General features: G+C 43.7%; 17 protein-coding genes and 1 pseudogene. 4 read left to right on the top strand and 14 right to left on the bottom strand.

Going from position 1 to position 23,515, the window contains the following annotated elements; genetic code table 11:
- Positions 1–525: 525 nt before the first annotated feature.
- Positions 526–5,553: a DEAD/DEAH box helicase gene (locus BUB86_RS10235; protein ID WP_073209089.1), complete on the bottom strand. Its 5,028-nt coding sequence runs from the start codon at positions 5,551–5,553 to the stop codon at positions 526–528.
- Between the two features lie 781 nt (positions 5,554–6,334).
- Between BUB86_RS10235 and BUB86_RS10230 the strand changes: the two genes are divergently transcribed.
- From BUB86_RS10230 to BUB86_RS17240, 3 genes and pseudogenes are all read left to right on the top strand, one after another.
- Entirely contained in the window at positions 6,335–6,832 is a 498-nt protein-coding gene (locus BUB86_RS10230) for a hypothetical protein (protein WP_073209087.1), read from the top strand.
- 50 nt (positions 6,833–6,882) lie between these two features.
- Positions 6,883–6,984, top strand: coding sequence for a smalltalk protein (locus BUB86_RS17665; protein ID WP_175549477.1), 102 nt, complete (start codon positions 6,883–6,885; stop codon positions 6,982–6,984).
- Between the two features lie 122 nt (positions 6,985–7,106).
- Positions 7,107–7,301: pseudogene (locus BUB86_RS17240) on the top strand (hypothetical protein); the annotation flags it as partial.
- Here the strand turns inward: BUB86_RS17240 and BUB86_RS10225 are convergent.
- The 13 genes from BUB86_RS10225 to BUB86_RS10165 form a co-directional block, all read right to left on the bottom strand.
- Positions 7,298–7,951: a sugar transferase gene (locus BUB86_RS10225; protein ID WP_073209085.1), complete on the bottom strand. Its 654-nt coding sequence runs from the start codon at positions 7,949–7,951 to the stop codon at positions 7,298–7,300. The pseudogene BUB86_RS17240 and the gene BUB86_RS10225 overlap by 4 nt on opposite strands.
- A 24-nt stretch (positions 7,952–7,975) precedes the next feature.
- Positions 7,976–9,172, bottom strand: coding sequence for a glycosyltransferase family 4 protein (locus BUB86_RS10220; RefSeq protein WP_073209083.1), 1,197 nt, complete (start codon positions 9,170–9,172; stop codon positions 7,976–7,978).
- A 1-nt stretch (position 9,173) separates the two neighbouring features.
- On the bottom strand, positions 9,174–10,379 hold the full coding sequence (gene wecC / locus BUB86_RS10215) for a UDP-N-acetyl-D-mannosamine dehydrogenase (RefSeq protein ID WP_073209081.1): 1,206 nt from the start codon (positions 10,377–10,379) through the stop codon (positions 9,174–9,176).
- Positions 10,376–11,548 carry a non-hydrolyzing UDP-N-acetylglucosamine 2-epimerase gene (wecB, locus tag BUB86_RS10210; protein WP_073209079.1) on the bottom strand — a complete coding sequence of 391 codons (1,173 nt, stop codon included), beginning with the start codon at positions 11,546–11,548 and terminating at the stop codon, positions 10,376–10,378. Before wecB ends, wecC begins: the two co-directional genes overlap by 4 nt.
- A gap of 3 nt (positions 11,549–11,551) precedes the next feature.
- On the bottom strand, positions 11,552–12,982 hold the full coding sequence (locus tag BUB86_RS10205) for an alginate lyase family protein (RefSeq protein WP_317041759.1): 1,431 nt from the start codon (positions 12,980–12,982) through the stop codon (positions 11,552–11,554).
- A 134-nt stretch (positions 12,983–13,116) separates the two neighbouring features.
- Positions 13,117–14,151: a glycosyltransferase gene (locus tag BUB86_RS10200; protein WP_073209075.1), complete on the bottom strand. Its 1,035-nt coding sequence runs from the start codon at positions 14,149–14,151 to the stop codon at positions 13,117–13,119.
- A gap of 23 nt (positions 14,152–14,174) precedes the next feature.
- Complete coding sequence (locus BUB86_RS10195) at positions 14,175–15,320, bottom strand: glycoside hydrolase family 99-like domain-containing protein (RefSeq protein WP_073209073.1); 1,146 nt, start codon at positions 15,318–15,320, stop codon at positions 14,175–14,177.
- A 13-nt stretch (positions 15,321–15,333) separates the two neighbouring features.
- Positions 15,334–15,897, bottom strand: a complete 564-nt coding sequence (locus tag BUB86_RS10190; protein WP_073209071.1) for an acyltransferase — start codon at positions 15,895–15,897, stop codon at positions 15,334–15,336.
- A 1-nt stretch (position 15,898) separates the two neighbouring features.
- Positions 15,899–17,377 (bottom strand): oligosaccharide flippase family protein, encoded by a 1,479-nt coding sequence (locus tag BUB86_RS10185; protein WP_081373201.1) that lies wholly within the window; start codon positions 17,375–17,377, stop codon positions 15,899–15,901.
- A 37-nt stretch (positions 17,378–17,414) separates the two neighbouring features.
- Positions 17,415–18,701, bottom strand: a complete 1,287-nt coding sequence (locus BUB86_RS10180; protein ID WP_073209066.1) for an O-antigen polymerase — start codon at positions 18,699–18,701, stop codon at positions 17,415–17,417.
- 11 nt (positions 18,702–18,712) lie between these two features.
- On the bottom strand, positions 18,713–19,768 hold the full coding sequence (locus BUB86_RS10175; protein ID WP_073209064.1) for a hypothetical protein: 1,056 nt from the start codon (positions 19,766–19,768) through the stop codon (positions 18,713–18,715).
- A gap of 20 nt (positions 19,769–19,788) precedes the next feature.
- The gene (locus BUB86_RS10170; RefSeq protein ID WP_081373200.1) at positions 19,789–22,119 is read right to left on the bottom strand and encodes an SLBB domain-containing protein; all 2,331 of its coding nucleotides are present in this window, start codon (positions 22,117–22,119) and stop codon (positions 19,789–19,791) included.
- A gap of 133 nt (positions 22,120–22,252) precedes the next feature.
- Positions 22,253–22,852, bottom strand: a complete 600-nt coding sequence (locus BUB86_RS10165; RefSeq protein WP_175549478.1) for a UpxY family transcription antiterminator — start codon at positions 22,850–22,852, stop codon at positions 22,253–22,255.
- A 455-nt stretch (positions 22,853–23,307) separates the two neighbouring features.
- On the opposite strand from BUB86_RS10165, the gene BUB86_RS17660 reads away from it, so the two are divergent.
- Positions 23,308–23,409, top strand: a complete 102-nt coding sequence (locus BUB86_RS17660) for a smalltalk protein (protein ID WP_175549477.1) — start codon at positions 23,308–23,310, stop codon at positions 23,407–23,409.
- Positions 23,410–23,515 lie beyond the last annotated feature (106 nt).

The following is a 23,515-nucleotide window of genomic DNA, read 5'->3' as shown; positions in this document are numbered from 1 at the left end:
TCTGCCAAATGCTCAGAACCAGTCTTAAGCTTGGCCAATTTCTTTTCATCTAACTTCATCATCGTCATCATCCTCCTATATATACTTTTCAATTATCTTACGTGCCTTTTCTATTTCACCTTTATATTGTTTGGTATCCTTCTTCAAAAACGAATTAAGAAACAACACTCGTTTACATTGTACGTTTCTCTTACATCCTGATTCATGCCGCAAAAGTAATAAATAACTTCCATATCTCCAAAAAAAATGGAAGAAAATTGTTAATAATTAATTAAATTCTACATTTCTCATCCCCCTCTCTACTTATATAGTATAGAAAACGCAAAATTGTTACACCCCAAAAGTATTAAAAGATTATAAGCCTAAAAACATACCAACTATTTATTGTACCTTTGCACCCGATTTTTAATCGTTAAAGTATATATGGTTATTGATTTAGTCTTTTAAACGAACAGGAACTGGGCACGCAGTGATGCGCGCCCAGTTTTATAGTTCGATAACTATTTGTATTTAATAACTTTTAGACTACTCAAACTCCAATTTTGGGAGATTGTTCACGATATCTACCGTTTGAACCGACACGTTGATAACACTCAAAAGCAGGTCGAGAATGTAGCGAGGTTTGTGGTGCTCGCGGGCCCAGTCGTTGGCATCGTTCTTAATGAGCGACTTCTTATCCTGGCTCACACAATAACGCTCCACAATCCACTCAATGGCCGATTTGCCGTTGACGATATATTCGTAGGCTTTCTGTGGGATATTCTCGATGGTAATGTTACCATTATATATAATAGTGCTCTTATCGTCCTTGCTCTTAAAGCGCATCTTGTCTATTACTCGGAAGTACTCGTAAGCCTTATCGTCAGCAGGAGCCTGAACGTAGCCGCCAGTAGCTGGGTCGCGCTTAATGTCAAGTGGTACTTGGCGGTCGCCATGAACTATCACATCTGGATAAGCCTCAACTGTTTCGTAGTTAAGATGCAGTTCTGCCAACTCCTTGCCTGCCTTGTAGAATTCCATAAAGTCTTCTACTCTATCCACGATTGGTATTCGTGGAAGCGATTTCTTTAAGTCAGCAGCAAAACGCTCGCGATAATCCTTTGAGTGCAACAAACCATACACATAATAGAATATCATCTCCTTGGTGATATTCTTTGCGCCATAACGCGTGCGAACCTCTTTTAATATCCAATCGGTGATACCATCCCTACGAATATAGTCCTCGTTCGAGTCTTCATCAAAGAGTGAACGCTGCTTGTACTTGTTTTCTTCGTACCAGTAGAGAGGGAAGCATTGGCAGGCGGCATTAAGACCGAGATCAGGAAGAGTGTCAGTTATTAATGCACTATACGGTTTTGTACAACCTAAACCTGGCACACAGATTACTATATTTTTGCTCTTATTTGATGGAAATAACAATGGCAATAAAGCCACATCATTTGTAAGCTGTCTATCAAAATAAGATTGTAATTTACAGTATGGCCTATACATTGTCTTTGTTAATGCGGTTTTATCAAATACATATTTTCTATGTTTGGAAATATCATATCTGAAAGCACGACTCCAACTTATTTTTGACTCATCATTATTTATAAAATCTTCTACGCTCATTTTGTGATCAGATAAAGCATATCTGTCACTTTCATGATTAAAAAACTCAATTGTTCTTTTTACATTGGCTACTACTGCATTCTTACTATAATTGCTTACCCAAGAATCTCGATTAGTTTTTGCCCCATTACTGTAATAAGGAACAAAGAAAGTCTGTTTCAAATTCTTATTAGCCTTATCTCCAAGCAGAATCAAATCATCATATAAACCATCTCGGATATTTATCCAATCATTCTTTTCATTAGGTTCGATTTCATGCCAAGGAATATTAATAATAGAGCGGAATTCTTTAACTACATCCAACTTCTGCTTCTTAGTAAGATAATCGCCTATATCATAATAATAAATAGTCGCATTCTCGTGTTTTGAAGGATTTTTTACAAGCATTGTTATTGTAATAGTTGTTCTTGTTCCTTCGCCAAAAACGTTTCCACTCTCTTTTCTACGCTGCTCACCACTTGTTCTTGCATTTCCACGAAGGTTAAACACGTAAATAGAAGTAAATTCATCTTGAAGACATTTACGCATACCTTCTTGTGCGTTTCCATCAATCCATGCACCATTACTAATAAAAGTGACTATTCCGCCATCTTTCATCTGAGCTATTCGATCACTAGCCCATCGAAAGGCCTTAATGTATGAATCGTAAAGCGAGTTTTTATTTGTCGCATTGGTTTTTGCAGAATATGTATCCGCTATTCTTTTATCAAGAGCTGGATATTTCAAATTTTGAGCGTTGTCATTAGCAGAGCCTTGCCCCACCGAATACGGCGGGTTGCCAATAATCACGCGTACTGGTGCTTTCTTCTGCTTTTGAAGACGCTCGGAATTTTCTGGGAAGAGCTGCGAGAAAATATCATTATCACCATGCTCGTTGAGTTGGAATGTATCAGTAAGGCAGATGCCATCATACATTTCGTATTTATCAGGATGCATGATATCATGATAGACGGCCTCAATATTCACATCAGCGATGTAATAGGCCAAAAGTACAATCTCATTACAATGAATCTCGTTCTTGTACTTGCGCAGCATATCCTCTTTCTTTATCAGTCCGCTTTGCAGCAGGCGAGTAATAAAGGTTCCCGTGCCCACAAACGGATCAAGGATGTGCACATTCTCTTCGGTCAACGATGTATTGAACTCCTGTTGCAAAATATCCTCTACGCTGTGTATGATAAAGTCTACGCACTCCACAGGCGTATAAACAATACCCAGCTTTTCGACCGTCAATGGGAATGCACCCTTAAAGAACTTCTCATAGAGGTTCTTAATGATGGTCTGCTTAGCCTCCAGGTTATCGATGTTGCTGATATTGTTCTTTACTGAGGTATAGAACTTATCGAGCACGGCCGTATCCATCTCCATACCCTCGCTCTCGAGCACTTCGAGCATATCCTGCATAGAGCGGCTGACGGCGTTGTTGTTTACAAACTCGTATTCCTTAAACAGCGCATCGAACACGGGGCGGGTAATCATGTGCTGAGCCAGCATTTCAATGGCTTGGCCCTCATCAATGCTATCATTGATATTCTTATGCAGACCGCTGATGAAATCTTTAAAGTAATTGCGGGCATTCTCGTTCTCCTTGATCAACAGGGCGATACGCTCAATGAACTTCTGTGCAATCTCTCCAACCGACTTGGCCCAGTTTTCCCAATACATCTTGTCGCCCACCTTCTCAACCAGTCGGGCATAGATGCCATCTTGCAGCGTACCAAAACGCAACTCCAGTTGGCGCGCAACCTCTGCATTATCGAGTTGTTGTGCCCCATCCTCAGCAGCCATTGAGCCTAGTCCATATGTTTCACGAGGCACACGGGCCACGGTAATCTTTGGTGGGCGCGTCTTGTTCAGATTAATCTGATTGACATGAGCGTTAAAGTTTTCATCGTGCGAACGCAAGGCATTAAGAATAGTCCACACCACCTTGAATCGCTCGTTATCATTCAGCGCATCCTCGGGCTTAACATCGTTTGGCACAATCACAGGAATAATGATGTAACCATACTTCTTTTCCTTGTCGGTACCCTTGCCAAAGGTTCGCATCACGCGGCCTACGCTCTGTACCACCTCAACCTCGCTGTTTCGGGGCGACAGGAACAATACAGCATCGAGTGCTGGCACATCTACGCCCTCGCTCAAACAACGCACATTGCAGAGCACGCGGCACTCCTGTGGGTCTTCGGCGTCCTGTTTCAGCCAGGCTATCAACTCGTTACGGGTGTTGGCATCCATTGAGCCATCAATATGCTTGGCTTTTACGTTTACCACTTCCTTCTGTTCATCCTTAAACATCGTCTGTTTATACTCATCGCATATCGTTCCGAAATATTTGGCCAACTGGGTTGACGAGTAGTTAGGATTGCTCTTGGTGGGATTGATGGTCTGGCAGAAAGCCACGGCGCGTTTCATCATAATGGGGTCTTGTTCCTTGGTTACGCCATTATCGCCTTTTATACGCTTAGACAGACCATTAATACAGCCAATAATCTTGGTGGCATCGTCGAAGTTCAGTTCATGGAGTTTGTCTTTATCCGACGCAAAGTTATAGCTGGTCTTGATGTTCTCACGGATGTTCTGCGGGATATCTTCCTCACTAACAGTCAGCACCAATACCTTATAATCAGCCAATAAGCCTTGGCTCACTGCATCGTTAAAGGTCAGACGGTGGAATTCCTCGCCATAAAGCTCCTTTGAGTCCATCGAGCAGAGAATATCAACATTCTCATTCTCCTTGGCTTTTACCTTTACGTTGGCACTATACAGGCGAGGTGTGGCTGTCATATACAAGCGACGCTTGGATGCTATAAAGTCGTTGCTATGAATCTTAGTAAAGTTGCTTTCAGCTTTATCTTTCAGGATGACGCCAGTGGTACGATGCGCCTCGTCACAGATAATCAGATCGACCTCGCGACCGTACATATCTATAGCCTCTTTCACCACATCAATACTCTGATAGGTAGAGAAAATAACAGTACGACAATCTTCCTTACCATATTGTTGCAGCTGCTTGAGTATCGATTTGGTATTAGTCGTGGCAGGCACAGCCAAGTCGATAACGCTTGCATCCTCATCGTCGGCATCAACCATTTTTCTGCTCGCCTTGGCATCCGAGCAAACGCAGACGGCACGCATATCATCCTGTTTATCGGCCATCCATGCATTCAGCGTTTGACCTAAGAGCGCGATACTTGGCACAAGAAACAGAACAAAGGCATCCTTATCTGTCATCTGTTCCATGATTTTAAGACTGGTATAGGTTTTACCTGTACCGCAAGCCATAATCAGTTTGCCACGCTCGTTGCCCTGTTCTACAAAGTATTCGTAGGCCTTCGACATAGCCGCCAGCTGGTGTGGACGGGGCTGTTTGCCGGGCAGTTTGGCGTTATCGCCATAAAGACCAGCCTTGAGCTTCTCCCAGTCAACAGCTGAGATTTCTAAATCATAAAGCGATATGCGGTTAAATGGCTTGCTAAGTCCTTGTATAGCCATTTCGGCATTAGCGCCCCAACGCTTACGGGTAGTCTGCACCCAGAGCAGATTCGAGAACTCTCGAGTCTGGAAGGTCTCGGGATCGAGAAAGGTACGACTGGCATTAGCCAAGAAGCTATCTACTGCGCCTTTCGAAATCTGCGCATCTTCGGCATAGCATTTACACTGTATAGCCCAGTAGTCGCCTGTTTCAGTGCGGGCTACAAGGTCTATACCAAGGTCTTTGCCACCAAAGTCCTTGCGGGCAGGAAATTCTTCCCACAGCCAAACCTGTTGCAGGTTGGCATAACGTGGATCGGTAAGAAACCAGAGCTTCATCAGACGTTCAAAGTCTGTGCCCTTTTCTTTCTCAGTAATTGACTTCTGGCGGATTTCCGTCAGTATATCGCTGATGCCATACAATGATGGCTCCTGGGCATACTGCCCCTTGGATAGATTCTTCGGCATAGTTGGTCGGACGCTTTAAAAATCTAATTCTATGTTCAAAAAAGGTAAATTGACGTTGGGGCACAAAGAAAGCGTACCAACTTTCTAACATCTCCACACCCAGGAATTCGCGTCCGACCAAAGATTTAAACCCTTACGAAGAAATGAAAGGAAGTGGCACGCCTATGAAGCATAGACGCACTCACATTCCTAGGTTCTTCGTAATGTTGGTCGGACATTTTTAGGTGTAGAACCATCAGAATTGAATACGAATATTCAATATACCCACGATGTCAATGCAAAGCAGCCTAAGCCACAATGCATCTGCAAAAATAGGTATTATTTACGAAATACGCAAATAAAAAGGAGAAAAAATGGTTTTAGGGTGAGAAAAGAGCTCACACGCAGTAACGCAGTAACGCAGTAACATTAGAAAAATTGATTATGGAGGGTTGGGGGAGGAAAATATTAGATATTATATTTATATTATATATTATATTATAATATAATATATAATATAAAATTTTGGAGCAAAGTTTTCGAGGCAAATATCACAAAATCAAATGTTACTGCGTTACTGCGTTACTGCGTGGGTAACATGTGTCGTAATATCATCGACGAATAAATTACGTTTTATATGACCGAAAATTACGGTTCTTCGGTCATGAAATGATACACTAATTTATTTAACATTTATTTAACACAAATTGTTGCTAAAATATTTGGTAGATTCAAATATTTTTCGTACCTTTGTACTCGCATTAGGAAATAAACTTTTAACCAATTAAAATTTACAAACATTATGGCAAAGATTTTTTATCTGTTGAAGCAGAACAACGCTAAAAATTCTGCAGTGAAAGGTAAGTGGTTCGCTAAGAGCAAGACCATCGAAACTCTGAACACCCGTAAGCTGGCTAACCACATCAGTGAGCACGGAAGCATCTACACCCCCGACGTGGTGTTCGGCGTGCTGGAGAAGTTCCGCAGCTGTCTGCTGGAGATGCTGCTCGACTCGAAGCGAGTGAAGATTGACGGACTTGGAATCTTCTACACCACCCTGGAGAATGAGGCAGGCGGTGCCGACAAGAAGGAGGATTTTACTCCACAGAAGAACCTGAAGGCGCTGCACATCCGATTCCTGCCCGACCAGCAGGCCGAGACCAACATCTCGAGTCGTGAGTTCATCAAGAAGGCCGAGTTCGTGAATGCCGAGACGTTTGCAGGTGCGCTGGTAGAGGATTCGGGTAGCGAGGAGGATGATGGGCCAACTGGTGGCTACACGCCTAATCCGGGGGATTAAGTAATCGGGGGTACCTCCGAAATATTAACCATTAAAATTCAAAATCAACCATGACCAAGAAAGAAACCATTAAATTCATCGTGCAGATTATTGCATCTGTGGCGTCGGCGATATTGACTGCACTGGGTGCTACATCATGTATGGGCATGTAGTTCATCGACAAGCGAAGCGGCAAGAAAGCCGAGAAATGGTGAAACAGGTAGTGCCTGAAACAGAGAAAACTCCCCTCATCTCAGGATGAGGGGAGTTTTTATTTAAACATCTCGGCGCTGAGGAACAGCTGGCAGATAATTCTGAACTACTGAAGATTCGCATGCAGAATGTCTGGAACAACGTAGAAGAATCACGCCAACAGCTCCAGATAGCCAAACGCAGTATTGAACAGGCCGAGGAGAATCTGCGTCTGAATCGCGACTACTACAAGGAAATGGTTACCAGAGAAATAGACAAGAAAAGATTACACCTTTAAAATTTTTTCCCGGAAACCATATATGCAAAAGTCTGAAATATGATTTTAAAGTCAAAAAACCATGAGCGATGTTGAAGATAGAACAAGTCATAACGTAAACGAGTTACCATCTTCTCTATTGTATCCGTATAGCCATTATGCAATGTTGCGTAACTCGTCAGTCCCGGGCGAATTTGGTACAGCATATAATAGCGGGGATCTTTCTCTTCAATCTGTTTGATATAAAATTGACGCTCTGGTCTTGGGCCAACGAAAGACATATCTCCTCTGACAACATTCCATAGTTGCGGCAACTCATCCAGATGACGCATACGCAGGAATTTTCCTACCTTCGTCAATCGCGGGTCCTTTTCCTGTCCCTGGAATAACTCTGGCCCGTATTTTTCGGCATCCAGTTTCATTGATCGGAACTTCAGGATGTTAAATGGCCTTCCAAATCGTCCTATACGTTCCTGTTTGAAGATTGCCGGACCGCGGTCTTCCCATTTTATTGCAATGTAGCAGCAGAGGAACACGGGAGATAATATCACTAATGCGCAACTGGCAAGGACACAATCCAATATTCGCTTGATATTTCGCTCAAACGCATTCATCCCATCGGGTATATATTTTACATGTTCCTTACTATTAACTCTTTTAACTTGCTTCATATTAATTCTGATGAAGTTTTTCTTTTATGTAGTAGGCAGGATTACAAATTCCTTGTACTTTTTCATTTGTTGTTCAAATGAGAACTCTTCTAAAGAGGCTTTAGTGCAATTGAGATGCATTTGTCTGTAATCATCGTCTGACATTTCTTTCATCTTGATGATATTACATTTTAGCGTTTCATAGTCTCCTGGTGGTGACACTAAGCCGAAGCCATGGGCTTTAATGATGTTTTCTCCCTCGCCACCTCCTGAGAAGAGAATGGGTATGCCATGCGGCAGGAGGTCGAAAATCTTCGATGGTACAGCACCTTTTATCCGCACTGAAAGCGGTATGATAGAGGCATGGTATTGGCCCAATACTGAGTTTATCGTCTCTTTCGGCTGGTAGCCGAGATATATGATACCGCAATCGTGCTGATTAACAAATTGCTGAATCTGAGTAGCTTGGTTCCCGCCACCATATATGTGTAGCTCGGCTCCCAACTCCTTAAAATTTATGTGCTTGACAATGCTCAATATATTCTGTGCAACACCTAACAGCCCGGCATATACAATTTTAAATGTATCACGGCAGGGAACGCTATTGTTACTTACAACAACTAATGGTTGTAGGTTACGGTACAGAAAATGAGTTTTCTCATATCCAAAAGTTTGTATATGATCGATAATCTCTTGACTCTGCCCTTGGTAGGCTGAGGCATTCCGATAGAGAAAACGCTCCATGTGTAGCAGAATCTTATGGTAGAGAGAACCTTCCTTGACAGCTCCTAATTCGATGGCAGAAAGGGGCCATAGGTCTGACACGTTCAGAATGGTGATTCGCCGATAGAGGCATCGGAACAGCATCATGGCCGAATAGGCCACCATAATTGGGGGGCTTTGGATAATCACACGGTCGTATCGAAGCACTTTCCAGAATTTCAGTCCGAATATCCAGATGGCCATGGCAAAAAACAGCATGCCCATGATACGAGCCAAGCTACCCTTCGATACGGTGGAATAGGTCCAGTAACGGTAGATACTGACACTATTGATGGTCTCTTTCTTATACAAACTCCCCCGATAACCATCGAATATCTTTCCCTTTGGATAGTTGGGCAGACAAGTTAGAATGTCTACGTCGAAACCTTCTTTTTGAAGCCCTTCGGCCATGTTGGTTATACGTGAAGGGGCAGCTCCTATCTCGGGAGCATAGTAGAAGGAAACAATCAGTACTTTCATATTACTTTCTGAAGATGCCACAGAAATCCAATATCACTTTGTCATCCCGCCATTTCAGTTCCTTGAATGGTGTGTGGGCTGTCAAAAATACTACGATGTCGGCTTTGTCGTAAGCCTCCCTGTAGTCGGTAAGCTTAAATACCTTGTGTTCTGTTATATTAGGTTCGACCACCAGTATGTTGGCATTGTTGCATTCCTGCATAACTTTGGCAACGATATACTTGGCTGGACTTTCACGTAAGTCATCGATATTGGGTTTAAAAGCCAAACCCATCATGGCCACTACAGGTTTGCGCTTGTTGTCAAGTTCAAAGCGAAGCATAGCATTCTGAACTTTTTCGGCACACCAGTCAGCCTTGGAGTTGTTCACTTCACGGGCCATAGCAATCATCCTGGCCTCCTTGGGGAACTCGCTGCTAATGAAGTAGGGATCGACAGCTATGCAGTGGCCTCCCACACCGCAGCCTGGCTGCAAAATATTAACGCGAGGGTGCTTGTTTGCCAGGCTGATAAGTTCCCAGACATTGATGCCGGCCTTGTCGCAGATGATGCTTAACTCATTGGCAAAGGCTATTTGCATGTCGCGGCTGCTGTTTTCTGTCAGTTTGCACATTTCGGCAGTCCTGCAGTTCGTCGGGTGTAGTGTACCTTTTACGAACAGACTATAGAATTCCTGCGCTTTCCTAGTAGAGGCCTCGTTGAGACCACCGATGACGCGATCGTTATGTATAAGTTCGTAAATAACGTTGCCTGGCAACACGCGCTCTGGACAATATGCAATATATACCTTGTCTTTTAGTTCGGGACGCTCGGTATAAATGAGTTCAGCCATTTTTTCAGTTGTACCGACGGGCGATGTCGATTCAATAACATATAGATCACCCTCTTTCAAAAGAGGGAGTACCATGCGTGTGGCCGACTCGACATAAGAGATATCAGGTTCGTGGTCTCCTTTAAATGGGGTGGGTACCACTATGAAGTAGGCATCGCTGACCTCTGGGGTATTACTGGCATGCAGACATCCATTATTTACTACTTCTTGTAACATCTCTTTCATTCCGGGCTCGATGATATGCAGGCGACCTTGGTTGGTCATATTAACCACCTGCGAATTGATGTCAACGCCTATAATTTTAACCCCGTGTTTGGCTGCAATGATTGACGTTGGCAATCCTATATATCCAAGTCCCATAAAACATGCTTTCATAATTCGGATACAGATTTAGTCTTTAATATATTGATGATTCGTTCACAAGCCTTGCCGTCTCCATAAGGGTTGACGGCTTGGCTCATTTTAGCATATTCAGCTGGATTGTCAAGCAGTGTGCTGACTTCGCTCACAATTTTATCATAGTTCGTACCAATTAGTTTCACAGTGCCTGCCGTCAATGCTTCAGGCCGTTCAGTGGTGTCACGCATCACTAATACAGGCTTACCCAGACTGGGAGCCTCTTCCTGAATACCACCACTGTCGGTGAGAACAATAGTCGATTTCTCCATCAGGTAAACAAACTCCAGATATTGCAACGGTTCGATGAAAAACATGTTGCCAAGGTTTTCCAGTTTCTCACCGAATACCTCATGAATAGGTTTGCGCACATTGGGATTGGGATGCATTGGATAAACAAAGTCCACGTCGGGATATTTCCGGCTCAGTTCTTTTATAGCTGTTATCATGTGAACAAAACTGTCGCCGAAATTCTCACGGCGATGGGCGGTAATCAGTATCAGCTGTCTGCCGCTGGAAAGCCGGTTGCAGTCGTATCCGGCTTTCCTGATAATCTCGTTTTGCTTATTGGTCAGAGTCGTATCATCCTTCAGCCTGTTGACCACCATATAGAGCGCATCAATAACGGTGTTTCCTGTGATGGCTATTTTGTTTTCCTCAATGTTCTCGTTCAACAGATTCTTGCGGCACATTGGGGTGGGTGCAAAGTGCCAGGTGGCTATACGGTCAGTCAACTGACGGTTTATCTCCTCTGGCCAGGGACTGTATATATTATAAGTACGCAAGCCAGCCTCTACATGACCGACAGGTATTTGCTGATAGAAAGCTGCCAATGCCGCTGCTGTGGAAGTAGTTGTGTCGCCATGGACCAGAACCACGTCGGGGTGTACGCTTCTCAGTACATCCCTCATTCCTGTAAGCACACGACAAGTTACATCATAGAGGTCTTGACCCTGCTTCATGATGTTTAAGTTGTAATCGGGTTTGATATCAAAAATATCAAGAACTTGATCTAGCATCTCACGGTGCTGTCCCGTCACACACACTACTGTATCAAAATGGGCCGTTTCTCTTTTCAATTGGATAACCAGAGGTGCCATTTTAATAGCTTCAGGACGAGTACCGAAGACTAACATTATTTTTTTCATACTTTACATAACCTTAATGGAATAACTCAGTTGTTGTTGAAAGGATAATTCAAGCACCTGACAGGGCTGAAGCTTATTATATTCTGTAGAAACATAGTCGGTTTTGACACTGATGCCATTGAATCCCTCTGCCTTTATCATGACTTTACCAGCCTTTATGATACCGTCAGTTTCTGAAACAATGCTTACATCTGTCTGAGGACTAAAATGTAAATAGCTGATAGCATTGGTAACGTTTCCAATGATAAGGTCTTCGATATGGATGGAGTGGTCACAAAGGGCAAAATGTCGTTGATGTATGATATGGCGTCCAAATCCGTCGTGATGCGCTAATATTTCCGTAGGGCAGTCTTTCACAATGGTAACCTTCGCCCTTCTACCCACGCGGAAACCACCCCAAACCATACTGGAGTCCTTACCAGCGACAGAAACAGTGTTATGGGCTGCTGTACTGCGCTCATATTGTCGCCGTGGGTCTTTGTTGTAAGTGGAGATGCCAGTATCTATAATGACAGGCTGGCCGTCGATGCGCAACTCGTAGTTGAACGTGTCGGCATGGGAATGGCCCGGCTGATAGGAGGCTGTGATATTGCCGATGTCGAGTATGACTTCCATCCCCTTGTCGTTTAGTTTCCTATAGCCGCATTCCCTGAGAGGTATGGGGTTCCACAGAATGTTCAGTTTCCGTGCATAGTCGAACAGCTGGCCGGCGGTGGGCGCAATGTCATAGGCCGAATCGTTGAGCAGTGGTATGGAGCCGTCGCTGTAGATGATGCTCTGCAAATGGCCCAGCATCAAGGCTGCCTTCTGCTTGAGCGTGTTGGTAAATGTTTCTTGAAGGACGAACAGTTGGTTGTTGGCCGAGAAATTGATGCAGTCGAGCAAACGGTCGAGCATGATGCAGTGGTACATGGGCGACTGCTCGTAGTGTGCACCGTCTGGAAGAATCTGCTCCCTTAACTGCTCTTCCAAAAGATGGGCCGCCTTGCTGAACAAACGTTCGTCACTAAAGAAAACTGAGGCTATGAAGAGGGCGTAGGCATCTTCCAGCAAGTGGTTGCCCAGCAGGTGATATTCTAACTTATGCTCAAGCAAGAGAATTTGAGCATACATGGAGTCTATCCGCTTTTTATTGCAACCTTGGGGATGACGGCTAAGGAACTTTGCCCAGTTGATAGCTCTCAAGGCTATGGGGTAAGGGTCAAGGCCGACGTGGTTACTAGGAAGTTCGTCAATGAAACGGTCTAACCACATCAGGCACTCCTCTTCACTGATCCCCTCCTGCCCCAACCAGTCCATGTAGTTAAGATTGTAAGCCCACAGCATCCCGTGTTCGTCCATGTTCCAGTCTCGAAAACTGTCAGAGATGTTCAGGAAGGTGAACCGTCCCTGACTGTCGTAGCAGCAAGGCTTGGCAATAGGCTCTGTAAACATTGTCACACCTGGATGAGTCTTAGGAGGGGACGCGACGCGGAGCGCAGGCCTGTAGAGCCGGTGTTTTAGCTGGTGGGTCATCTGCGTCAACCGCAGATGCCTCAAGGTCTCTAAATAACAGAAAATAGACATCTTTATAACAGATTGTCTAATAAGAGTTTCATCGCCTTGTCAGGCTGAAAGTCCATAGCCTTTCTTCTGCAAGCCCCTCTCATGGCGTTCACCCTTTCCGGGGCATTTGCCAGTTCCAGCAGTTTTTCACTGATGGCACTGGCTGATCGTGGCTCCACCAAGAATCCGGTCTTTCCTTCTTCTACCACCTCACCATTCGAGTTCCAATTAGTTGCTACGACCGGTAGTCCGGCTGCCATCGCATCTATGAGCGTCTGGGGAAATCCTTCCCCGTCATAGTACGTGGGGAAAATCATAGCGAAGTAGTTTTTGAGTACTGGCGTACACTTATCGAAATCCACCAACCCCTTGTATTGTATCTCATTAGGCTGATTCTCCATCAATTTAGTAAACCATTCCTCCTGTTGCACCTTACCGTAGAGGTCGAGCGTGAAAAGCGTCTTACCTGCTTTCTTGTTACATGCATTCACTGCCTCTACAGCCTCTGCTATTCCTTTCAGTTTTGTTATTCGGGTGAAGACACATACTGGGAATGGGGCATTAGTGTTGTTATACATCTTTTTCTCATCTACGATGGTAGTGCTCTTACAGTTGTACATCGTCACTGCATTTTTTACGCCCAACTCTTTCATGTCTCTTTCCATGCCATCTGTCTCCATATAGAGCAAATGGAATCTCCCAAATAATTTTCGGAAGAGCCGGTGCCTTTTGCTGAAGGCAGGCAGCCAACCACCTACTACGGTATAGTGAATCCTGCGGTGGAAAATAAGGTTGAACATGGCAGTAAGCGGTATGACCATCCATATTCCCTTGCGTGATGGCATTACAGCCACGTTTTTGTGGTTGAGCAACAGGTTACTTATCACGAAAGGAAGCTTGAAGATGTTGATCCAACCTCCGTATGTGTTCTTCAGCGTCACTTCCTGTTTTCCGTAATTCCTTTCAAGAATATCGCCCACCATCAGCGCGCGGCCTATCTGGCCTCCTGTTACTTCTTTGCCAGAACCGAAGTTACTAAGAAATGCAACTTTCTTCATTCTTTTTTGAATAAATGTTTGAATTACTTGTATTTCATCATGGCATTCCTAATGGCCTGAAGCCAGCCATGTCCAAATTTCTGGTCAGGTTCCACATAGTTACCTTCGCCCCATTCGTTCCATGACTTTAGGAATAGGATTTGGTGTTCAGGCTGCTTGTTAGCAATAATCTGGATGGCCTGTTCTGTGTAGTGCTGAAATTTATCGGGAGAACTACTCGTGACGATCTCCGTCTTTGAACCTGCCCTTGGCGTACGGTCCCACTGAGGCAACAGCGTGGGGTAGACATTTTCCCAGCGGTCTTCCTCTACATAGTAGTTTTCCATCAGGCGACCATAGTCTATTTTTGAGTACGTTGGCATGAAGGAATTGAACGACAGCAATTTCAGCGTCATCTTTGCTCTACCCTGTGCCAAGGCAACGGCCCTGCGATAACCTTGTGACATAACAGCATCGAACCCCAAGTCAAGCACTGACTTATAATAATCCTTTGCCATGTCGGCAGAGTAATAGTTGGCTTTTTTTCCAGAGAGTGCCTTACCCGTGTTGTCGGTCTGCCCCACGAAGTGTATTCCTTTAAGACCATTCTCTTGTGCCATTTTCTGCCATAGGTCGATAAACTCCTTGCCATCTGGGATATTCCTGGGGGCCCATACGGCAAAAAGTGGCTTGCCGTCAACCTTAATGTAGCGCGGATTGCGGAAAGCTGGGAGCAGATAGTTGAAGTGTCGAACGTAATCTTCACGCGAGTATTCCATTTTCATAATCATGGTGTCGCGGCGCAAACTGCTGCCTTTCTCCCAGGTCTTGCTAGTCCAGTCATGATTGGCCCAGCAGAGACAGAAGGGGAAGTCAGGCTTGCCACTGGCCAGCACTTCTTCGAACGGGCGTTGTAGTAATTGTTTGCCGTTGCCAAACCAGTAATGGTAGTAGCAAAATCCCTCTAATCCTGCCTCACGCGCTAATTCTGCCTGTTGCTCGCGCACCTCTGGCAGTCGCAGGTCATAAAAGCCCAGATCGGCTGGCAAATGCGGCTGGTAATGCCCGCGGAACAGTGGCTTTGCTTTCACCACATTATTCCACTCTGTAAACCCCTTTCCCCACCACTCGTCGTTTTCGGGGATGGGATGGTATTGAGGCAAATACAATCCTATAATTCTTGGTTTCATTTCTTTAATAATACTATAATTGCTTGATTACTTTCGCAGGTATGCCGGCTGCTACAGCATATGCAGGAATATTATGGGTAACAACGCTATTGGCTCCGATAATGGCTCCGTCTCCGATGGTTACTCCTGGCATGACGCAGACGTTGTTTCCCAGCCATACATTATTGCCGATAGCAACAGGTCCTTTGCTATACAGTGGGCGCTCTGTGAAAGGCATACTCATGTGTTCGCGAATGCTCTGTCCATGGCTATTGTCGGTAATAAGCACATTGGTGCCTGTTAGGAGATGATTGCCAATGGCAATGCAATTAATAGCAGTAATATGACAGTTTTCACGTATAGCACAACAGTTACCAATGGTGATAGATGGGTTATACCTGTTGCCGTTATGGCTGTCCCAGGCTGTAAGTTGTGCACCTGAAGCAATGAATGTTTTGTCGCCTACTGATATATACTGAAGACCTTTCAGTCTCAGAGCCTTCCATCCTATATGAGTACCCTTCCCCAAATGGGCAAAACGTGGACGTAAGAACAGTGTATATATTCTGATAAAGAAGTAGTTGATAATTCTTGACATATTAGCTTTCTGAAAATTTATTCATTCGTTGCTTTAAGAAATGGCTTAGCGTTTGTTGTTCTTTGGCAGAAAGTGCTAAGAAATAGACTGTAAGGAGTGTTGTAATGCATGAAGATGCAAAAACAGCGATTAGCCTTACAATGCCTGGATGTAATGCTTGGTGAACAAGGTAGACAACAAAGAAGGTGCATACAGCTACGAATAGCCCCCTCAGAATGATTCCCGAAATATAAGTGGCATAGCTAAATGAGGGATATTGACGTCGTAGAATGACAAGTCTGACAAGATGAGCTATCATACACATCACTATCATTAGTATAATGCTTATTTCGGATGATGCTCCAAGGTGGAAGGCTAGCCATGTGGCAGGAAGACATAAAATGACTATACTGTCAACAAAAAAACTATAATACTTAAGTTGTCCAGTTGACTGGATAATAGTTGTTACAGGGTTATGCATGGAGAAGCACAGCATATATATGATGATAAGTCGGGTATAGATGATGGCTTCTTCTGAAACAGGGCCCAGCCACCAATCGAGAATGGTGCGCAATTCCAATATAATGGGTATTGCAACCATCAGGAGTAGATAGAGTATGAATTTATTGTTGGCACTGAACATCTTGTTGAGCGAAGTGTAGTCTTTCTCTGCAAAAGATTTCACCATCGCGGGGCGGAAGGCAACAACAATACTGTTACTTAGCGCTGCGAATGCGTGTAACACTTGTTGCGCAATAGCGTATGCTGCCGTGGCTAACGGGCCAAAAAACATATAGAGCAAGATAGTAATGCCTTGCGTTATACCTACAGCGGCCAAAGCACTATACATAGTCCATCCGGAAAAGGCCAGCAGTGAACGATAGGTTTCTTTGGGTATTTTCCTGCAATATCTGTATTCCGGGTAGCGGTGACGAGCAATAAATGCATAGAGCAAGAATATAATCACAGCTACGGCACTAAGCCCAATACTATAGAAAATCAAGCCGTCCGTAGCGGTGATGCCGATAAAAAATATCACGCCGAGACGTAGCACGCATTCGGTCAGGGAAATGAGAGCGAACACTCCCATCTCCTCTTGTGCAAAGATAGCTGCAGTAAAGGGCAGCTGCAGTAAGCCAAACCATAATGTGATTAGCGAGAAATGAAATATCCAATTGGCAGCGACAAGACGTTCTGGTGGTATTGATAATTGGTTGTTGACAAACCAAAGGCCAATAGTTTCAAAGATAAAAAGCAGTGCTATAGACAATACCAAGATGATATTCATGCTAGCTGAAAAGATAGTTGAAAGCTGGTTGCTTTCTCCTTTTCCCAGCGTATATGAGTAGAAACGCTGAATACTGACTGCCAGTGTGGTTGTAATGAAGGTACTGGCCAGTACGACACCTGCAACGGCATTGAAAGTACCATAATCTTCTTGCCCCAGGTTTCGTAATAGCAGGCGTACAGCATATAGGTTGATGGCTGTGATAACCATCATCCTTGCAAACAGCATTAAGCTATTCGATGCGATGCGTTTAGACTTTGGGGAATTTTTTAAGTAAGGCCTCATGGTATCTAAGCCAAATATATAGTATAATTATTGCGCCAATGGTTAGGTTGCCAGTGTCTGAATACATGAAGAGTGTCATTCCTCCCTGAAGACTGACGCATAAGGCAAAATAAACAAGAAGTAGCTGATGTAGTTTGATGGTGCCATCACACGGTCGTATTTGGAGTATAGCCCACACGTTGAACGCAACGAAGATAATAAAGGCACCCAAAGGGCTGAAGTCAATGGCAAAATCGCCTACAAATGTTGTAAAAACGATGTCGTCAACATTTAAATTACTGTATTTTTCACGTCTTTCCGTATAGTTTTTCGGTGTGTCGGACGACAGAAGCCTTTTCGCCAAATTGATGGTGCGGTCGCCATTTCTTGTGCCACCGGCATCAAGGGCATAGTTATTGAAATAGATGTTGGCTTGGCCTATGTACCAATATACATAACCGCTTGTTTCGGGACTATCTTTTCTGTCGCTGAATCGGCTGATGGTTATCGCTATAATGGGTATAGCCACTATGGCGGTTAACGTAATGCCAGCAATTTGTATGATGCGATCAATTCGTTTAGAGATGAATTTGCGGAAGAGCATATAGCCCGCTATAATCGTTAAGCCACATTTGATAACCGACCCTCGCCGTCCGTCCATGACTGGTATTATCATTCCGATGATAATGGCGAGAAACAGAAGGACGAGAAAAAAGACGTTTTTATCTTTTCGTGTGAGGAAAAAAAAGAAAATAAATACTGAGCAGTCAATTAAAATGTTATATAATACAGCTGGTAGGTTACTGATTTCGCTTCCCGCGCTTTCGGCATCTCCTAATGCCTCCAGATAAGCTTCTTTTCCAGCATCGCTATCAGTTAGTAGACTGATAAAACCACTGTTGAAATTTGACAAAACAGAGGGTATCTGCGCAAAAATGCATAGGATGACAACAAAACATGGGATTAGCAACGCCTTTGAGTGAGGATCTTCTATTTCTGTAACAGGACTGCAATGTAACTTGATTGCAGGTAATAGAGCTAACATCATCATCACATACAGATAGATAAAAGGGAACAGGCGAAGATGTTCGTATGTGATATCGAAGAAATCATCGTTTAAAGTGATAAATGAAAAAAAACAGTAAACAATATAACTGGCCATAACGGCACTACCACCGTCTATGTGTCGGTTTTTGTAGTGGTACAATATAAATGAGATTAGCCAAAGTAATGTATAGAAGGCTAACAAAATATTGTCTGCAGCTGTGGCCATAACTGGATCTGTTATTTCCTGTCAGTCTTAATGATTTCCCACATAATATATCCACTGGTACATATAGCGGCAAGCAACACTACTATGAAAACAAATCTTACACGCCTTGGACCTGTTGGCTTTACAGGCACAGAAGCTGCTTTCAAGATGGTGAAAGCTGGAGTACATTCCTGTACCTTGGCCTTGGCTGCCTGCAACTGGGTGTTGAGTTTTGTGTAAGTATTATATTTTTCCTGTGTGTCGTTGGCAATGTCCTGTAATCTTTGTGTTACACTTTGAAGGGTAACATGGGTGCTCGCATCAGCCATATGGGCGTATTTATGGCGTTGTTTTTCAAAATCAATTCTTGCACTGTCTGTTAGCTTTTGATAATATTCACAATCAATTCGGGCCTTGTTAGTACGGTATTGGGTAATAAACACCTGTAGTTTGTCTTTTATGGAATCTCCAAGAGTCTTACAAATCACTGGATCTTGAGATGTGGCCCTAATGGTGATTACTCTTGTTTTCTTATCAACGGAAATATTGATGTCATGACGTGCCATTTCATATATATCATCCTCTTCCTTGGTTATGTTGTTAGGGTCGTAACCATCTTGGCCAAATTTATCTTCATGTTCTTGTATTAATCTTGACAGCCAGTCGATAGGATATTCCCACCAAGCTAATTTTTGATAGTTCTTCAGGTAGTCATAGTAGGTAGTATTTATGTTATTATCCTGATTGTAGACTTTGACATTCAACAGACTATATACGAAGCTATTATCTTCCATTAAGTCCGGGTATAATAAAGGCGTAATGGCATCGTTAGTTTGCATGCGACTAAGATCAATGCCAAACGAGGATGCTAGTGTCCCTAAAGATCCACCGGTTTTAGAAGAACTCTCAAGTTCAGGAGCTAATTTTACTTCAGAATGGTAGTATTTAGGTATACTGAATATAAATATACTAGATAATATAAAGGCTAATGGCAATGTCTTGTAAAATAACTTGCGTCTACCCCATATTTCCTTTAGTACAGCATTCCAGTCCACTCTTTCTATTATTTTATTCTTATTATCTTCCATATTATCTTTTTCTTATGTCATCATTTCAGCAGGTTAGCAATAGAGGCGGCCATTGTTCCAAGGGAAGCGGCAGTGGTGCCAACGCTGAGCCACTGTTGGAGGGCTAAGCCGTTTTTTTGTTTTTTGGAGGGAATAACAATCTGACAGCCTGGTGCTGGCATGTTTTTTGAGTTGGCCTTAGCAACCATTCCGTTCATGTAGATAATGATTGCCTTTGATTTCTTGGCCGAAGAAGTATAACCACCTGCCTGTTCTATATAGTACTTGGCTTTCTTTCCTTCCTTGAAACGGATGGCATTAGGATAGAGAACTTCACCGTTAATCGTGACATTGCTCGTCTTTCGTGGAACAATAATGCGGTCGCCTTCGCGCAGGATGGGGTCGTCGTCGGTGCCAGGGTGTTCAAGTGCTTTGCTCAGTTCGATAGCTAAGGGGTAATTGTTGTTGGCCATAATTTTCTTGACGTCAATGGAATCCTTGCCGTTACCTGCATTTCGGGAAGCGACACGTAACAATGTCTCCGTGACAGCACGCTCCTCGTCAGTCATTTGACGGAGAAGTTTCGTGCCTTCTACGTATGCCTCCTTCGTAAGTCCACCTGCAGCCTTGATAATCTCACTCAAGCGCTGGGTCTTGTTCTTCAGAGCATAGTTACCTTCAAAAATCACCTCACCTTCTACGATAACATTTTGCAGAGTATTGAAAGCCGGGCTACGTCTCACATAAATCTCGTCATATGGTAGCAGCCTGAATTTTTCCTGCTCGTTTATAGTAAAGTCGGGATTGATATTGAAACTGAACATTTGGCTGATGCTGTCAGCGTCTTCTTTAGCGTAAGGGTTCGCAATACGACGCGAAATGTCAACTTTGCTAAGTGAAGCGGCATCTGTGAGACCACCTGCCCGCAAGATGAGGTCTTCGATGGTCTCGCTCTCAGCGTATGGATACTCACCAGGGTTGGTTATCTCACCTTTGATGGTAACGATTTTCTTCATATTGAGCGTTTCGTTGCTTGCAACGTATAGTACATCTTCATTTTGGAGAGGGGGATCGGGGACTGTGCCATTAATAATGTTGCCAAGATCTACACTGAGAGCCTCCAATGTGCGGTCAGGTTTCATGCGATATAACACACCATGGGTGGAAATCGCGTCTTCCTTGAGTCCATCGGCCGCTTGTATAAGGGCTTTCACTGTTGTAATGTCACCACCAACTTGATACTTACCTGGGCGGAAAACAGCTCCCTTGATTTCCACCATGTTCTGATAACGGTTCAAAGTAGCATCTACGCAGACACTATCTTCGTCCATGAGGTGGAAGCTGCTGTAATCAAATTCTCCAACACTGAAAACGGAGAGCTTTGGCTCGGTCTTGCGAAATACACTGATAGCTCTTGTATGGGCTGCTCCAGTAAATCCGCCAGCATAGTTAAGTAGCGTCAAAGCACTTTCGTTTTTCTTCATCTCATAGTACATCGGACGTTTCACTTTGCCAGTAATACAAACCAATGCCTCGTATGGGCTGACTGTGATAATATCATTGTCTTGCAGACGGACATCGCCGCTAAGCTTTCCGTTTAGCAGGAATTCGTAAACATCAACATTGGATAGCAGACGTCCGCGGCGGTAAACCTTGATGTTTCGTAGTGTGCCAATGTTGTTAGGTCCACCTGCCATATATAAAGCGTTGAATACAGTGGAGAAGGCAGATACGGTGTATGTTCCAGGAACTTTTACCTCACCCATGACGTTGACAGTAATGGTACGCGTCTGACCTAGCGTAAGTTCTATTTTCGAATCCAGAAAGCGAGGCCCTATTTCCTTTTTGAGCTTGGCTTTAGCTTGACTAACAGTAAGCCCCCCCAAATGGATGACGCCGATATCGTTAATAACGATGGTTCCGTCGGGTGAGATTGGCAGGGTCATACTCTCTTGGGTATTACCCCAAATGTCCACGTTGACCTCGTCTCCAGGCCCCAGAACATAATTCTGAGGTGTAGCCAGATTCATCGAACTTTGGAAAGTCAGGTTCTTGTTGTTGAAGACATCATGACCAAATATTTTACGATGTGTGTTGATTTTGTCCATACTGGTATAGAAATCTTCCACATGGGTCTTGAATTCTTCCCGCTGTTCGCTATTGACACTACGCATCCTAGATGTCGTGCCTTTCGACATATTTTTATGATCCGATGAATTGTCTGATTCTTTTTGATTTTCATATTTGCTATAGAGACTCTTCAGTTGAGCCTCTGTAATTCCTTTTTTCAGAAGTTCCATATATATCTGCTCTTTCGACAATCCTTTGTTCTTGAGCGTAATTGCATAATCTTTGATTTGTTCGTCTGACATTGAAGTTTGTGCGCTCGCATATTGGCACGTCAGAGTCATAATAAATATAAACAATAAGATTTTTTTCATTTTATGTTCTTAAGTTTTAATTGTAATACATTTATTTAGTTTTCTTATTTATAATTATTTCACATTAATGTTCACTTCTCTCTATTTCCCTCAGAAATACGGCGGGGACAAAGGCGATAGCAACACCAGCAATCCCTTTCAATTCTACTACGACTCTCTTACAACGCTTCACGCGGCGTATCACTCCTTTCACGCCCTTGAAGACGCCGCCAATAATCTGCACATGTTTGCCTTCCTTCCCTATAACGCTCTCATCATCCAGGAATATCACACTGTTATCAGTCATAGAGGCCACGCGCATAAAATTTTCCATTTCTCCATCCCTCACTGTCATAATGGTGTGAGCCTCTTGAGTAGTCTGGTCAAGTATGTATCGCAACGGCTCAAGCACCTCGTTCTTCTGCTTCAGATAACTAATCCGCTCCTGTGTAGAGTGCACGAAAATGAGGTTATTGATGGCCGGCACCAACTTACGATGGGGATGCTCCGTATCAGCATCCATTAGCTTATTTGTCATCGGGATAAAGTTCTCAATCATCAGTCTATCCAACTCGGCTTTAATCTTCAGTTCACGCGAATAAGTCACCCGCATTGGAAACCAAACCTTGGGGTCACCACACATCGTTGTGTCGTGTCCCAGAGATATTCCGTCTTTGTCTGCCATCGTCATATCACTCTGATTTTCAGTTGCTTTATGATTTCAGCGCAAGCCTCGTACATTAACAAAGCTTATCTTTTAGTCGCAAATGTACAAAATAATGTATATATATTATGGATTAAGAATCTATTCTACCCGCTTTTTTAATATAAATTAACGAAACGATTACTAAAAGAAGAATATGTCCATCTACTTCCCCCGCGAAGCCGACACCACCCCCGGCGAGGCCGTTATGACCTTAATGACAATGACAATGCTGACAATGAATCGGCTCCCACGTGTGAGCGTAAAAACTCCCACGTGTGGCCGCAAAAACTTCACTATTCACTATCCACTATTCACTAATAAATGCTGGCACGTATCAATACTCCTACCGCAGACATACCTCGCACCACCGCCCCGGGGGATTAAGTAATCGGGGGTACCTCCGAAATATTAACCATTAAAATTCAAAATCAACCATGACCAAGAAAGAAACCATTAAATTTATCGTGCAGATTATCGCATCTGTGGCGTCGGCGATACTGACTGCACTGGGTGCTACATCATGTATGGGCATGTAGTTCTTCGAGAAGCGAAGCGGCAAGAAAGCCGAGAAATGGTGAAACAGGTAGTGCCTGAAACAGAGAAAACTCCCCTCATCTCAGGATGAGGGGAGTTTTTATTTCT

Source organism: Xylanibacter ruminicola (genome assembly GCF_900142525.1).
Classification (GTDB): domain Bacteria; phylum Bacteroidota; class Bacteroidia; order Bacteroidales; family Bacteroidaceae; genus Prevotella; species Prevotella ruminicola_A.
The sequence above is the reverse complement of the archived record's forward strand: the minus strand, read 5'-3'. Positions and strand labels throughout refer to the sequence as shown.